The sequence below is a fragment of the Brachyspira alvinipulli ATCC 51933 genome (assembly GCF_000518245.1).
In the GTDB taxonomy this organism is placed as follows: Bacteria; Spirochaetota; Brachyspiria; order Brachyspirales; family Brachyspiraceae; genus Brachyspira; species Brachyspira alvinipulli.
This window is the reverse complement of record NZ_KI912405.1, coordinates 61,062-78,272: the sequence shown is the minus strand read 5'-3', so window position 1 is coordinate 78,272 and position 17,211 is coordinate 61,062. Positions and strand designations below refer to the sequence as shown.

The 17,211-nt window shown below is 26.7% G+C and carries 10 protein-coding genes; 9 read left to right on the top strand and 1 reads right to left on the bottom strand.

The features are described 5' to 3' along the window. Positions 1-76: 76 nt before the first annotated feature. Positions 77-505: a rhodanese-like domain-containing protein gene (locus T324_RS0112330; RefSeq protein WP_028330532.1), complete on the bottom strand. Its 429-nt coding sequence runs from the start codon at positions 503-505 to the stop codon at positions 77-79. 852 nt (positions 506-1,357) lie between these two features. On the opposite strand from T324_RS0112330, the gene murJ reads away from it, so the two are divergent. From murJ to T324_RS0112280, 9 genes are all read left to right on the top strand, one after another. Beyond that, positions 1,358-2,971, top strand: a complete 1,614-nt coding sequence (murJ, locus tag T324_RS0112320) for a murein biosynthesis integral membrane protein MurJ (RefSeq protein ID WP_028330531.1) — start codon at positions 1,358-1,360, stop codon at positions 2,969-2,971. A gap of 89 nt (positions 2,972-3,060) precedes the next feature. Further along, positions 3,061-5,955: a methyl-accepting chemotaxis protein gene (locus tag T324_RS0112315; RefSeq protein ID WP_028330530.1), complete on the top strand. Its 2,895-nt coding sequence runs from the start codon at positions 3,061-3,063 to the stop codon at positions 5,953-5,955. A 122-nt stretch (positions 5,956-6,077) separates the two neighbouring features. Then, positions 6,078-6,458 carry a rod-binding protein gene (locus tag T324_RS0112310; protein ID WP_028330529.1) on the top strand — a complete coding sequence of 127 codons (381 nt, stop codon included), beginning with the start codon at positions 6,078-6,080 and terminating at the stop codon, positions 6,456-6,458. A 384-nt stretch (positions 6,459-6,842) separates the two neighbouring features. Further along, the gene (locus T324_RS0112305) at positions 6,843-8,213 is read left to right on the top strand and encodes an MATE family efflux transporter (protein WP_028330528.1); all 1,371 of its coding nucleotides are present in this window, start codon (positions 6,843-6,845) and stop codon (positions 8,211-8,213) included. An 81-nt stretch (positions 8,214-8,294) separates the two neighbouring features. Then, positions 8,295-10,250: a methyl-accepting chemotaxis protein gene (locus T324_RS0112300; protein ID WP_028330527.1), complete on the top strand. Its 1,956-nt coding sequence runs from the start codon at positions 8,295-8,297 to the stop codon at positions 10,248-10,250. Between the two features lie 177 nt (positions 10,251-10,427). Continuing rightward, complete coding sequence (locus T324_RS0112295; protein WP_028330526.1) at positions 10,428-12,380, top strand: methyl-accepting chemotaxis protein; 1,953 nt, start codon at positions 10,428-10,430, stop codon at positions 12,378-12,380. 59 nt (positions 12,381-12,439) lie between these two features. Continuing rightward, complete coding sequence (locus T324_RS0112290; protein WP_028330525.1) at positions 12,440-13,837, top strand: methyl-accepting chemotaxis protein; 1,398 nt, start codon at positions 12,440-12,442, stop codon at positions 13,835-13,837. 71 nt (positions 13,838-13,908) lie between these two features. Continuing rightward, entirely contained in the window at positions 13,909-15,525 is a 1,617-nt protein-coding gene (locus T324_RS0112285; RefSeq protein ID WP_028330524.1) for a peptide ABC transporter substrate-binding protein, read from the top strand. Between the two features lie 47 nt (positions 15,526-15,572). Beyond that, positions 15,573-17,186 carry a peptide ABC transporter substrate-binding protein gene (locus T324_RS0112280; protein ID WP_028330523.1) on the top strand — a complete coding sequence of 538 codons (1,614 nt, stop codon included), beginning with the start codon at positions 15,573-15,575 and terminating at the stop codon, positions 17,184-17,186. The last annotated feature ends 25 nt before the right edge of the window (positions 17,187-17,211 follow it).

Below are 17,211 nucleotides of genomic sequence, written 5' to 3'. Positions count from 1 at the left end.
TAATAAATTTTATAATTGATTATAAGTAAATAAAAAAGGGGCTGTAAAAACAGTCCCTATGTTTGGCTAAAAATAATTATTTTAAAGCTTTTGAAAATTCCACGTATCCTCCATCTTTTAGATAGTACACATTTTTAAATCTATTATCAAGTAAATATTGAACTGTTTTTCCTAAACGTCCGCCGCTTTTACAATAGAACATATATTTTTTAGTTTTATCTAATGATAATATTTTTTTTGAATATTCTTTAGCTCTATAGTCAATATTGATAGCTCCTTTTATAATTCCTGTATCTTTAATTTCTTTAGGTGTTCTTACATCAACTAATATTATATTAGGATCAGATTTCCATAATGATATAAAATCATTAAGGGTCAAGCCGTTTTTACCCACAACTTTTACATTGTTAAGTTCGTATGCAGTCTCATTAGTTTTTGCTGTCTGGGCATTGCATACAAATACTGTTAATAATAGCATAAAAATGACAAAAATATTTCTTTTCATAGCTGTACTCTCTAGTGGTATATTTAATTTATTAGTTAGACGAATATTATTTTATGAAAGTTCCTCAAAATTTAATTTTTGTTATTTTTTATATGTTATTAAGTTAAATGCTATTAATAAAGTTAATAATGTAAAAAAATAGCCAGTGATAAACAATTTCTTTTATATTTGTTTTAGTATTTTTTTGATTATACTATTTTTGCGGAGAATATTATTACATAAGCTGAAAACTGCTAATTTTTTTATTAATTTCATGGAATTTAAAATCATTTTTTAAAAACTCTGTTAAATATTTAAATTCTTTTTCAGTTAAATTAACTGTTACAAAAAAGAAAGTAAAATATAATTTAGAAGAAACGGTATCATATCTTATACATTCTAAATTATCTAAATTTAAAATCGTATCATAAAATTTTAATATTTATTCATATAATTAATTTATCCATTTTATATTTATTGTTGTTTATTATTAGTTAATACTATATAAATAAAATAGTTAAGCAGTTTATCTAATTCACCAATTTAATATATTGTTTTTTAATAATTTTGATTATTAGCATTACATACAAATGCTGTTAATAATAACTAAAATATTTATTTTAATATGTTTATTCTTTATATAATTATGTAATTTGATATTGATTTTATGTATTATAATAATCTTGTTTCTACATTTAATTATTTAATACATTATCATACAATATAAATAAAATTGACAGATTAAATAATAAAATATTTATTGTAATATTGTTTTTTATTATTTTCTAATTTATATTTTTATGATATGTTTTATATGCTGTTATTATATAAATAATATAGCGAATAATATTTTTTATTAAATACAGAGGAAATATGCCGGAAAATAAAACAGTAAGCAAAGAGAAAATAGCCAAATCATCATTAAAAATGTCATTAGTGACTACAGTAAGCAGAATATTCGGACTTGTAAGGGATCAAATACAGGCTGCTTTACTTGGTACTACATTTATAGCTGATGCTTTTGCCATAGGATTTATACTTCCGAATCTTTTAAGGCGTTTATTTGCTGAAGGTAATATGGTAGCTAGTTTTATACCAGTATTCACTGAACTTGAAAAAGAAAAGGGTATAGAGGAATCAAAGAAATTTTTTAGAGCTGTGTTTACTCTTCTTGGATTAATACTTATAGGTGTTGTAGGAATCGGAATAATAATCTCTCCTTTGCTTGTAAAAATACTTTATAAATCAGCACATAATAATATAGAAGCACTTAATCTTGCTGCCGATTTATCAAGGATAGTGTTTCCTTATTTATTATTCATATCATTAGCCGCTTTGATGCAGGGAGTGCTTAATATAAGAGGATATTATTCCATATCAGCGGCAAGTCCTATTTTATTAAATACAGTTATTATATCGATGGCTTTATTTTTTAAATTCTTTTTACCTAACTTCTTTAATAATATGGCTTATGTATTTGCTTTTGCGGTATTGCTTGGAGGATTTGTTCAATTTGCATATCAAATGCCATTTGTACATAAACAAGGTTTTAGTTTCAAGCCTTATTTTCATTTCAAAGAACCTTATGTTATAAAAATGATAAAATTATTTGCTCCCGGTATTTTCGGTGCCAGTATATATCAGATAAATTTACTAGTTTCTACTGCATTTGCTGGAGCTATTGGAGAGGGTAGGGTTTCGGCTGTTACTTTTGCTACTAGAATACATGAATTTGTTTTGGGCGTTTTTGCTGTAAGTGTGGCAACTGTTATGCTTCCTACTTTAAGTAAATTAATAGCTGATAATAAAAAAGATGAAGCTGTAGAAAATTTAGGATATTCATTAAGGTTAGTTGCTTTAGTTACAATTCCAGCTACTTTCGGATTTGTTGTATTGGGCAAAGAAATTGTAAGAATGATATTTGAGTATGGGGCTTTTTCTTCACAATCTACATATTTAGTATCAAGTGCTTTAAGATATTTATCTATATCATTATTTTTTGTAGCAAGTTATAGGATATTGGTTCAGTCTTTTTATGCTATGAAAGATATGAAAACTCCTGTTTATGTGGCATTTTTTACATTTATAATCAATGCCGTTAGTAATTATTTATGTGTTTATATATTTAAATTCGATATTATAGGAATATCAATATCAAGTGTTATTGCAAATATTGTATCTTTTTGTATACTATATATATTGCTTATGAAAAGAATGGCTATTAAATCTGTAATTAATAAAAAGATTGAGGTAGTGAAAACTATTATATCAAGTTTATTTATGGCTGCTGCTGTTTTTGGTGTAAAATATTATTTATTGTATAATAATAGTGATTCTAGGATATTTTTTATATTTAAAGTTTTTATACTGATATTGCTTGGAATATTAGTATATTCTATAACTAATATAGTATTGAGAAATGATGATTTTGTATCCTTTATTAATATGTTTAAAGGAAAACTATTAAGAAAGTTTGTCAAAAAATAAATATATATTTTTTTATAGCTCTCAATAATATATTAAAAGTATCCGACAATTTAAGTAATAATTTTTTAATAAAATAATAAGGTTTTTATATGAGTTTAAAGAATAAGGTACTTCTTTTGGTTGTCATAGTAGTCATTTTGGCATTATCTCCTACTATCTTTATAAATACAAGAACAAATAAGAAGGCATTGTATGATTCAGCGATGTCAGTATCTCAGAACTATTTCTATGATATGGTATCTACTTTTGATAATATATTTGCCTCTACAAGTGTTGGAACAGTTTCTTTATCAGATATTGCCACAGTATCTTATGACTTATATTCTACAGGAGCAGTTAGGGATGTAGCTACAAACCTTAGAAAAATTATTTACCGCTTTCATAAGTCTCAAACAGCTTTACATCATGTAATTGCTAATGGTCTATATTTTGAACCAAATATTATAGAAAATAATCCTTATATGAGAGATATTTATTCATTATATTTATACGATGTAGGCAATACAGGAAATATGCAGCCTAAAATTGAAACAGCTAGCGATAATTATACTGAAGAGGAGTTTTATTCTCTAGCTTTGCCTAATAATTGGAATAGAGAAGCTAAAAGACCAAGCCCTATATATTTTTCTTCTCCATATCTAAAAAATATAGATAAGCCGCAGAAAGTTATTTCTTTCTCATCTCCTATATATTCAAGTATTAATGATCATCTTATAGGAGTTTCATTATCTGATCTTTCTTTAGATATAGCTTATGAAATGCTTACTAATATAGTTAAAACAGGTCCTTTTAATACAATAATTTTTGATTCTAGAAATAAAAAAATAGTTTATCATGATGACCCTAATTATATACTTTCAAACATAACAAATATAGATTGGGTTAATAATGCCGTTGATAATACAACGTTTTATACTAATACAAGAATAAGAGAAAATTATATGGTTGGAGATAATTCTTATTCTTTATTTTTCAGACAATTTGATAATGGTTTTTATAATATTTTCATGTATGTTCCTACAAATTTCTTCTATAATGTTTTAACAGCTACCAATAATACAATATTCCTAATATTGATAGTTGCTATAATAATAATTATAGTTGTATTGAATGTTACAATACCTATATCATTAAAACCTTTGGATAAAATATCACAAGAATTGGAATCAGGCGTATTTGATAATAATATATTTGTAAATGTAAGCAGAATTAATTCTAAAGATTCTCTTGGTGATTTGAGTACTTGGATAAGAATATTTTTTGATATGGTTCAGCATGTATTTTCAAGTGTATCAAAAACTCTTAAAATATCCAAAGAGCAAAGCAATGCTTTAAAAGAAAAGATGATAGATATATCTGAGTCTGCAGGATCAATGACAGAATCTGTAAGTTTAATAGTAGACAATATATCATCTCAGCAGACAGAGTTCAAACATGTAGAAAGCAGTAATTTAGAGATATATAAGATTATAGCTTCAAGTTTGGCAGAATTAATTTCTATTGATGATATGACTAATAATCTTCAAAGAAAAATTGATGATCAGTCTGTTAGTTTGAATCAGATTAATTCCTTAACAGTAACTATGCAGAAGGATATGCAGGAAGTATCAGCTTCTGTAGGAAAGGCAAAAGAAGAATCTGAAAAAATGGTTGCTTTAACAGAAGATAGTAAAGAAAAAATAATGAAAACAGAGACCATTACAAAATCTCTTATTACTTCTATAAGAGGTATAACAGATTTCGTAAATTCAACTATAGATATTTCTCAGCAGACAAATATGTTGGCGATGAATGCTGCTATTGAGGCTGCCCATGCCGGCGAGCAAGGTAAAGGTTTCGCAGTTGTTGCTGAAGAGATTAGAAAATTAGCTACAACTACAAATTCACAGTCTGAAAAGGCTTGGAAAATACTTAGAGATATAGAAAAAGAAATGAACCTTATTATGTCTAGTATGACTGACAGAATAATAGGTATAGAAGATATGCTTAATAAAATGCAGAATTTTGTTAATACTATGACGAAGGTAAAAAAGGTTTCTGATGAAAAATATGTTTCTACAAATGAAATAACAAGTTCTATAGAAAGTTTATACGATGCTGTAAAAGATATTAAAGAACAATATACTGCTTTGCATGGAAGAATATCTATTGCTAAAGATGATTTGGTAAATCTTTCCGATTTGTCTAAGAAGAATGATGAAGCTATGAAAATGGTATCTCAGAATACTGATGATATAGTTTCTAAAACTCAGAATATGAGCGAAAGTATAGGAAATGTATTCGGACTTATTAAAGAGATAGAGCAATTATCTAATGTTGCTAATGATTCTGTGGACAATTTGGAAAAAGAAATGTCCGATTATGTTATAAAAGATTTTGAAGAAGTTATCAAAGAAAAGATTAAGATTATTAATGAAGGTGACAGAGCTTACGGAAGACGTACATTTGTTCAAAGTATATATAAATTTGTAGTAGGAAATTTTGGTAAAGATAAATATCAAAAAATGCTTGATAGTTTACCGGATGATTCTAAAATTCTATTTAAAGATATTAAAAAATTGAAATTTAGAAAGAAATATCCTCTATCTTCTTCATGCTTCATACCAATGACTAGCATAATGGATGAATTCTATGAAGGATCAAGAGACGGTATAAGAGAAAAAGCTAGATATGACTTTAAAAAATTCAGCTTGCTTACTAAGATACGAATAAAAATTTCTCATAAACACAGGTTAGCTGATGTATTTATTAACTTTAATAAGAAGATGTTTAAAAATATTAATATTGAAGTAGTTAAAGCAGAGAAAAAGCGTATAATTTATCATTTACATTATTTCCCTAACTATGATTCTATGATAGAAACATATTATGATGAAATGATAAAAAATATAATTAGATATAAATACCCTAATAGTTCTAAAGTAAAAATGACTAAATCAATAAGTAAGGGTTATATTTATACAGAATATATTGTAACTTGGTAATTTAGAAATAAAAAGGCTTAAATCTTTAATGGTTTAAGCCTTTTTATTTAACTAAAAATATACTAATGTCTTTATTAACTTTACCGATAAAATTTCATATACTAACGATTTGGATTAAAATAATGAATATAACTGATAAATATAATTTAAGCATGAATACGGCTAATATTTCTAAATTAGAAAATACTAAGAAACAATATGGAAATGCTAAGTTTTCTATAGAAGAAACTTCTTCTGCAGAAAATAATAATATAAGAAAATATGATAAAGAGTTTGAAAAAAAACGTTTAAGACAAGTATCGGAAGATTTTGAAGCATTAATGATTAATCAAATGCTTAAAGAAATGAGAAAAACAGTAGATAAAAGCGGCTTAATAGACGGCGGTATGGCTGAACAAATTTTTGAAGATATGCTTTACGATGAATATGCAAAAGAATTTTCAAAAACTAAAACTTTCGGTTTGGCTGATATAATATATCATCAAATGGAAAAATATGTTTAATATTAATAAATTGTATTTAAAGAATGTAAAAAATATGAATTTCTATTTTTTATGTTCTTTAAAATAAATAACTTTTCTCTTTTATATAATTTAGTCTAATATAAATCATTATATCTAATTATAATTTACTGCCTTTGAATATTTAATTAAGTTCGTATGTACAAGTTTCTATTATTAATATTTGTTATAAAATAAAAAATTAGCAATATTATATTTTGAATTATTTTTTTATGTATTATCATTTGCTGTGATTTTACTTTAATGCAGACATATTACAATTTTTGATGCTTTTTTATAAAAATTATATTATTTATTTAATTTGACTAAAATATAAATAAGTTTATCATATTAAAACTATATTTTTTAATTATTTATGGGTTAAGTATGAGTAATGAATCAGTATTAATGGACAGCAAAGCAAATGAGCTTGCAAACAAACCAGTTTTTCGATTATTATTTCAATTATCATTGCCGGCTATAATAGCACAGATAATAAATGTTTTGTACAATGTAGTGGATAGAATGTATATAGGTCATATTCCTGATATAGGAGCATCGGCTTTAACGGGAATAGGAGTTACAATGCCTATTATTATTGCTGTATCATCATTTGCATATCTTGTAAGTATGGGTGGCTCTCCTTGTGCTTCTATTATGATGGGTAAACAGCATTATGATAAAGCAGAAGAAATTCTTGGAAACTGTACTTTAACTTTAATTATAATATCTATTATTATAACAATATTATTGGTAATATTTGCTGAGCCTATATTAATGCTTTTTGGAGCTAGTGAAAATACAATTATTTATGCTTTAAGATATTTAAGGATATATTCAATAGGTACAATATTTGTTCAATTAGCATTGGGGCTTAATGCATTTATAACTGCACAGGGTAAAGCAAAAACTAGTATGTTTACTGTTTTAATTGGAGCTTTAACAAATATAATACTAGATCCTATATTTATATTTGTTTTTGATATGGATGTTAGAGGTGCAGCACTTGCAACTATTATATCTCAGGCTATATCTTGTGTGTGGATATTGTCCTTTATGACTTCAAAAAGGACTGTATTGAAATTAAAAGTAAGTAATTTAAAAATATCTGCTAATGTAATATTGCCATGTTTAGCTTTAGGATTTTCACCTTTCATAATGCAGTTTACAGAGAGTGTCTTATTTGTATCATTTAATACATCTCTTTTAAAATACGGAGGAGATTTAGCAGTAGGTGCTATGACTATTTTAAGCAGTATTATGCAGTTTTCTTTTCTTCCTATAATGGGACTTACTCAAGGAGCACAGCCTATTATTAGTTATAATTATGGAGCTAGTAATATTGATAGGGTCAAGAGTGCTTTTAAAATATTATTGATAAGTTGTATATCTTTTTCTACACTAATGTGGATTATATCCGAGTTTTTTCCATATCTTTTTGTGAGAATATTTACAAGCAATCAAGAACTTATAGATTATAGTATATGGGCTTTAAGAATATATATGGCTAGTTCATTAATATTTGGGGCACAAACTGCATGTCAGCAAACATTTATAGCTTTGGGGAATGCTAAAATTTCTTCATTTTTGGCAATTTTGAGAAAAATTATATTATTGATACCTCTTATATTTATACTTCCGATTTTTCTTGAAAATAAAGTTATGGCTGTATTATTAGCAGAACCTATAGCTGATTTTTTAGCAGTTTGTACAACTGTTACTTTGTTTACTATATATTTTAGAAAATTAATTAATTAATGATATTTAATTTTAATATGAAATATATTGACTTTAATTATTATATGATATTTTTTTACATGTTTTTCAGGAGTTTTGGCTATGTTTAAAAAAGTAGGGTTACAATTTAAAATTAGTTTAATTATTTTAAGTATATTTTTTGCTATGATTATAGTTTCAAGTATTGTTAATATTATATTAGTTAATAATGCCAATAGAAAAAAATCATTAGATTATCTAAAGAAATCTGTAGAAGCAGAATCTTATAGAGGTCAAAATATATTAAAAATAGAATATAACTATCTAAATGAAGTTGCTTCTTCAATAGAAAGCTTATATGATATAGGTATTAGAGATAGAAAATCATATTTGGATGTAGTAGAAAATCATTTGTCAAAAGATGAGGCAAACATTATTGCTATGGGATTTTTATTGAATAAGAATTTATTGGACAATGATGCTAATTATATTAATGATGATTTTTATAATGATATTGGCGGACAGTTTGGGGTATACTTTATAAAAAATAATGGCTCTGCAATTAGGCAGAAACTTTTAGCATCAGATTTAAATTCTGATTATTTTACAGTTGCCAAAAATACATTAAAACCTTATATAACACCAATATATCCATATAATGTAGGTGGTAAACAAACTGAAATATATACTTGGTCTGTGCCTGTTTATGATAAGACAGGAAAAAATATAGGTATTGTTATAGCTGATGTAACACCGCAAAGTATAAGTAAATCTATAGAAAAAATAAAACCATATGCAGAAAGTAAAGTTATTCTTTTTGATAGCGGTGGTAATTTAATATATAATGCAGGCAAGCAAGATGGTGTTGGAAAATATGCTTATGATGTTTACAGTTGGTATAAAGATTTTCAAATATTAGAAAAAGTAAAACAAGGACAATCTTTAAATTTTGAGCATTACACAACTGTACTTAATGAGGTTGGAACTTATGTAATTTCTCCTATACAAATGCTTGAAGGGCATAATTGGGGAATAGAAATTCTTACCCCAAGCAGAGTTATACAAGCTGAAACAACATATATTAGAAATACTATGATATTAATATTAATTTTTATATTAATTGTTTCTGTGGTTATTACTCCTATTGTAATAAAAATGAAAGTATCTAATGTTATAACACTTTTGGCTAAAGATATTATTGCTATGTCTACTGGCGATTTGAGCATAGAAATACCTAAAAACTTTGAGAAAAGAAATGATGAATGGGGAGATATAGCTAAAAATTTAGATGCAACATTAGATAATTTAAATAATGTAGTATCAATTGTAAAAAATTCTGCAGATAGAGTATCAAACGCTGCAAATGATGTTTTGATAGGTAATAATGATTTATCTCAAAGGACAGAAACAGAGGCTTCCAGTTTAGAGGAAACAGCTGCTTCTATGAATGAAATGGCTAGTGCTATAAAAGAGTCTGCTGAGAGTGTATATGAAAGTACTTCCATGGTATCAAATGCTAAAGAGTCTTTGAACAAAGCAGGATTAATAATAGAAGACAGTGTAAATAAAATGAATGATGTTTATGAATCTAGTTCTAAAATAATGGATATTACTAAACTTATAGAGAATATTGCTTTTCAAACTAATATACTTGCTTTGAATGCTTCTGTAGAGGCAGCAAGGGCAGGAGATCAGGGAAGAGGTTTTGCTGTTGTTGCAAGTGAGGTAAGAAATTTAGCTCAGAATACTCAGGAGTCTGTAAAAAATATTACCTCATTAATTACAGATAGTAATGATAAAATCAAATTGGCAGCAGCAAGTGTTCAGGAATCAAAAAATATTTTCAATGAAATATTTGAAAAAATGGATAAAGCTTCTTCTATAATGGATAGAATTAATATTGCAGCTAAAGAACAGGAAAAAGGGATCAATCAAGTCAATATAGCCATAAGCAATATGGATTCTTCTGTTCAAAAGAATGCAGCATTAGTATCTGAAGCTGCATCTTCATCAGAATCATTATTGAGCGAGGCTAATAACTTAGTTAAGTCTATAGAATATTTTAAATTAAAATATTGATAAATATTATAATTATTTTATTTAAAATAAAATAATTATTATTGAAATATATATTTAATTGTATATAATTGTTCTGGTTAATTTTAATTGTTTTAAATGAAAAATTAAAGGTTAATATTTGTAAGGTTTATGCTTGATATTAAATTATTAAATATATAAAATAATTGAGGTTATAAAATGTTTAAGAAAGTAAGTCTTCAAGTAAAAATTAGTTTGGTAATATTAATACCAATATTAATAATGATTGCTATATCTAATATAGTTAATATTATTTATGTGCAAAAGATTAGCAGTAAATTATCTTATAAAATTTTAGAAGAAGTAGGAAAAGGAGAGGGAAATAAATTAACTGCTGTTGTAAAAGACGATCTCTATCAAATAACAGGGCTTAAATATACATTAGAAAATATGTATAATTCAGGTGTTGTGGATAGAAAAGCTTATGAAAATGTTACTAGAAATTTTTTTGATATATTGCCTGAAACTGTAATTGGAGTTATGATAGCTTTTGAAACTAATGCTTTGGGAAATGATATTAATTTTATAAATGATTATCCTTTAACAGACGGACAACAGACATATTATGTATCTAGATCATCTGATAATAAAATAAATGAAAGAGCTTTATCAAAAGAAGATATAAGTTCTGATTATTATGTAGAGCCTATGAGAAAAGCTAAAGAATATTTATCTGGAATATATGAATTTAATGTAGGCGATAATGATATAGTAAAAATGTATACTTGGGCTATACCTATAATGTATAAAAACAAACCTATAGGTGTTATAACTGCCGACATAAATGTAGAAACATTAAAAAGTACTATGGAATCTATAAATCCATTTGAAACTTCAGAGGGGCTTTTGTTTGATCATAAAGGTAATTTATTATATGATTTAGTAGATGATAAAGATTTAGGAAGAAATATGTATGATATGTATCCTAAATATAAAACTCATAATGTATATGAAATCTTGTCAAGTGGTAAATCAACTTCATTTGAAGATTATACATCTTATTATAAAGGGGATGCCACTTATTATTTCATTCCTTTAGAAATTGTACAAGGTCAGTATTGGATACTTGAAATAATGGCAGCAAGTAAAGATATATTTAAAGACAGTGATATGTTAAGAAATGTTATGATTATTATTTCTTTAATAATAATTATCGTAGCATCTATAATGGTTCCTTTTATAATTAGAACTAGAGTTGTAAGTGTGATAACATCTTTATCTAAGGATATGTCTAAGATTTCAAGCGGAGATATATCATTTCACATATCAGATAAATTTTTAAATATGAATGATGAGTGGGGAGATATAGCTACAAGTTTGGATAATATATTAAATAGTTTTAATAAAGTTGTAAAAACAGTAAAAAATTCGGCTGAACAAGTTTCTACTGCTGCAAATCAAGTTTTAGCCGGTAATAATGATTTATCTCAAAGAACAGAAGCTCAGGCATCCAGTTTGGAGGAAACAGCTGCTTCTATGAATGAAATGGCTAGTGCTATAAAAGAATCAGCCGAAAGTGTATATGAAAGTGCATCTATTGTATCTGATGCTAAAGAATCATTGAATAAAGCCGGTATAATAGTAGAAGAGAGCGTTAATAAAATGAATGATGTTTATGAGGCAAGTGCTAAGATAATGGATATTACTAAACTTATAGAAAACATTGCTTTTCAAACTAATATACTTGCTTTGAATGCTTCTGTAGAGGCAGCAAGAGCAGGGGAGCAGGGAAGGGGTTTTGCTGTTGTTGCAAGTGAGGTAAGAAATCTTGCTCAGAATACTCAAGAATCTGTAAAAAATATTACAGCACTTATAATAGACAGTAATGAAAAAACTAATTTAGCTGCTGAAAGTGTAAAATCTTCTAAAGAAATGTTTATAGATATTTCTCAGAAAATGGATAGTGCTTCAAATATGATGGATAGAATCAATATAGCATCTCAGGAACAGCAGAAAGGTATAGAACAAGTTGATTTAGCTATAGGAAATATGGATTCTTCTGTTCAAAAAAATGCTGCTTTGGTTGAAGAGGCAACCGCTTCTTCACAATCTCTTCTTAATGAAGCAAGCGAATTAATAGAGGTGATTGGATATTTCAAATTAAGAGATTAAATTATTAATGTTGTATTCAAAACTTATGATTTTTTAAATTAAAAATTGAGAGAGTTTTTATGAATGATAAAGTAAGCTTAAATATCAAAATAAGTTTATTTATTATGATACCTGTAATAACGATAATATTAATATTTGGTATTATAAATACAATTTATATATATAATATAACAAAACAAATATCATTATTTGCTATATCTCAAATGGCTGATAAAGAAGTTTTTGAAATAGAAAGTATAATTGATGTAGAATTAAACTATCTTAATAATATAAAATATTCTGTAGAAAATTTATATGATTATAATGTTAGAGATAGAGAAATATATGAAGATTTAATGACAAAATTTGCAAATGAAATGAGTACTAATGCAACATCTGTATATTTAATATTTTCTACGAATGCTATTGATAGTGACAGTATGTATATTAATAATCCTTTATATCAAAATATAGATGGAAGATTAGGCATATATTTACTGAAAGATAAGGATAATAATGTCTCTAGAATAAATATAAAAACATCAGATTTAAAATATAGTTATTGGAATACCACTATAAAAAGTAGAAAGCCTCATATTACATCATTAAATTATTATCCTGTACGCGGAAAATATGTACCTATGTATACATACTCAATACCAATATTTGATAAGGATGATAAAATAATTGCTGTATCTTCTTTAAATCTATCTTTAGATAATATTACATTTTATGAAGATACAAATGGATTCACAATTTCACTTTTTAATGAGAAAGGTAATATTGTTTATTGTACTACAGATAGATATCGTATAGGAGAAAATATTACTAATTCATCTGATATATTATATATAGATAGCGACTTATTAGAAACTATATGCTCTAATAAAACTATATTGAAGGAATCATATAATAAAAAAAGCTCAAGTAAATATTTTTATCTTTTCAAACCTATACATATGTTTGATGATGTGTATTGGGGAATAGAATTGGCTGTATCTGCTAAAGCAGAATTTTTAAGTAATTATAAAATAATAATAATGATGTGGATTATAGTATCAGCAACAATTATACTTATAGTAATTATTGTACCTTCCATTATAAATAAAAAAGTAGTATCAGTTGTGAATGTTTTGAATGACAGTCTTGTTAAGATAAAAGATGGAGATATATCTTGGAATGTTTCTGAAGATTATCTTAAATTAAATGATGAAATTGGAGATATGAGCAGAGGAATTAACAGTACAGTAAAATATTTAAACGATATAATTACTGTTGTAAAAGGCAAGGTTAATACAGTTTCAAATAATTCTGACAAAATACATGAATATGTTGATATGATTAACGATTCTAGTAAAGATGTTAATAATGCTACAGATTCTCAATTTATTGATAAGGCTACTGAATCATCTAAATTTTTATCAGATGAAGTTAAAGAATTAAAGAAAATAATATCTTATTTTAAATTAAGAGAGTAAAATACTATTTGACATTAATTTATATAGAATATATACTCAAATATATCATGTAATATTTATTGGAATGCTGTATGTTAAAACATTGTTTTTTATTAGCTGTATTTTTATTGTCTATTTCATGTTCTAAAATAGAAGAGGCTGTACCCTATAAACAGGTCAATAAAGATCAAGAATTGGTAATTAATATAGGTTCAGAGCCTCATACAATAGATCCAAGTGTTAATGTAACATCCGATACATTAATATATTTAACTCATATATTTGAAGGTTTAGTAAATAAAGATAAGGATGGTAAGATAATACCTGCTGTTGCTAAAAGTTGGAATATAAGCAGTGATGGACTTGTATATACTTTTCATCTTAGAAATGATGCTTATTGGAGTGATGGTAATCCTGTTATAGCTAAAGATTTTGTTTATTCTTTCAGAAGATTATTTGATCCTAAAATAAAAAGTAAATATGCTTATCAATATAATATTATTAAGAATGCTAAAGCTATTAATAGTGGTGAAATAGAAACAAAATATTTAGGAGTTGAGGCTATTGATGACTATACTTTAGAAATAATATTAGAATTGCCTTTAACATATTTTTTAGAAATTTTAGCATACCCTACTTTTTATCCATTAAGAGAAGATATAATAGATTTATACGGAAGTAATTGGACAAAATCTCCAGAAACTTTTGTTGGCAATGGTCCTTTTAAAGTTACAAAAAGAGAGTTTAATAAATCTATTGTTATGGAGAGAAATGAATTTTATTGGAATAAGGCTGAAGTGTATCCAATAAAATTGGAATTTATATTAACCAATAACAATAATTATTCTGCTAATGCTGTATTAAATAATGAGCTTCATTTTTCTAGAAATTTTCCAAGAGAGGATATAACAACTTTAAATAAATCCGGATATATACATAATGTGCCAAGAGTAGCAAGCTACTTCTATTTTCTCAATATAACTAATAGTGTTTTATCTGATATTAATGTCAGAAAGGCTTTATCGTTAGTTATAGATAGAAATTATATAGTTGAAAATATCACAAAAGGCGGTGAGAGACCTGCAGGAGCTTTAGTTCCTTATGGAGTATCAGGATTTTTCGGAGATTTTAGAGAGAATGGCGGTGATTATATAGATTTGACTAAGGGAAGTTATGATGATAATTTTAAAGAAGCAAAAAGACTTATGATGCTTGCAGGTTATCCTAATGGTTCAGGATTTCCTACTTTAACTTTTAAAACTACTCATGGCGTACATAAATATATATTTAAAGCCATACAGAAAATGTGGAAAGAACATCTTGGTATTGATGTTGTTTTAGAAGAATTAGAATGGTCAGATTTAGTAACCCAAAGATTCGATAAAAATATAGAAATAGCAAGCGGCGGATGGAATGGTGATTTTGACGATCCTATTAATTTTTTATCTCTATTTTTGAGTTATTCGGCAAATAATAATAGTGTTTACAGTAATAATAGATATGATGATTTAATAAGAAGTGCCACTTTAATTACCGATCCTTCTCATAGAATGCTTAGTATGCATAAGGCAGAAGAATTATTAATAAAAGATATGGCTATAATACCCATTTATTTTTATAATGAACCTTTGCTGGTATCTCCAAAATTAAAAGGTGTTCAATACGATTCTATGGGTAAACATAGTTTTTCTAAGGCATATTTAGAATAATAAAAAAATCTACTTTAATTCAATAAATATTATTTAGGAGATATACTATGAATAGGATAAGTATAACATTTATTTTAATTATTATTATGTCGTTCATATCCGCATGTTCTTCATCAAAGACTGCTTCATCAAATGACGGCATATCTATATTTATAAACACAGGTCCTGAACCTAATACTATTGATCCAAGTATTAATGTTACTTCTGATGCAGTATTTTATTTAACACATACATTTGAAGGTTTGGTAGAAAAAGATTTTAACGGTAAATTATCACCTGCAGTTGCAGAGAGCTGGGAAATTAGCGAAGACGGTCTTACTTATACATTTAAATTAAGAACTAATGCTAAATGGACAGACGGCAAACCTGTTACAGCTAATGATTTTGTATATTCTTGGCAAAGAGTTGTTGATCCTGCTACTGGAAGTCAATATGGATATCAGCATGAACCTGTAAAAAATGCTAAGGCAATAACAGCAGGTGAGATGCCTAAAGAAAGTTTAGGTATAAAAGCCATTGATGATTATACTTTAGAAGTTACATTAGAAGCTCCTACAGCCTACTTTTTGGAGCTTTTAAGTTTTCCTACTTTCTATCCTTTAAGAAAAGATATTATAGATAAGTACGGAGACAAATGGACATTAAAAGCAGATACTTATATTGGAAATGGTGCTTTCAAACTTGTAGAGAGAAACAGAGATGAAAGTCTTGTTATGATAAAGAATACTAATTACTGGAATATAGAAAATATAGTTCCAGATAAACTTACATTTGTATTAATGGAAAATGAAACTGGTTCTGTGGCAGGAGTTAAAGGAGGCAATTTGCATTTTGCTAGATCTTTTCCTAGACAGGATATAAAAGCATTGCAGGAAGATGGACTTATAGTTATTAAGCCTAGAATATCATCATATTATTATTGTTTAAATTTAACTAATGATATATTAAAAGATGTTAGAGTAAGAAGAGCATTATCTCTTGCTATTGATAGAAATTATATAGTAGAGCAGGTAACTATGGGAGGAGAAAAACCAGCTGGTGCATTAGTTCCTTACGGTATATCAGATTATGAAGGCGATTTTAGAGAAAATGCTGGAGAATATATTGATGTAAGTAAAGAAGGATATGCTAAAAATGTGGAAGAAGCTAAAAAATTGATGGCTGAAGCTGGATATCCTAATGGAGAAGGTTTTCCTGTTATGGAATTTAAAGCTGATCCTGGAATACATGTAAAAATATTTGAGGCTGTTCAGCAAATGTGGAAGGAGAATCTTGGTATTGATGTAACTTTAACACAGGAAGAATGGGCTGTATTTTTACAGACTAGATATGATAGAAATATCACTATGGCACGCGGTGGATGGAATGGAGACTTTGATGATCCTGTTAATTTTATGACTTTATGTATAAGCTATTCTCCAAACAATTATAGTGTTTATAGTAATAAGGCTTATGATGATATGATTAATGAAGTTATGCTTTCCGGAGATCAAAAGTTTAGAATGGAAACTATGCATAAGGCTGAAGAAATGCTTATGAAAGAAGAAGCTATAATACCTATATATTATTATACAGAACCATTGCTTGTATCTCCAAAACTTAAAGATGTTTATTATGATTCTCTTGGTTTCCATAGATTTCATAAATGTTATTTAGAATAGTTTAATTGTTAAAAAATTGAGGCTA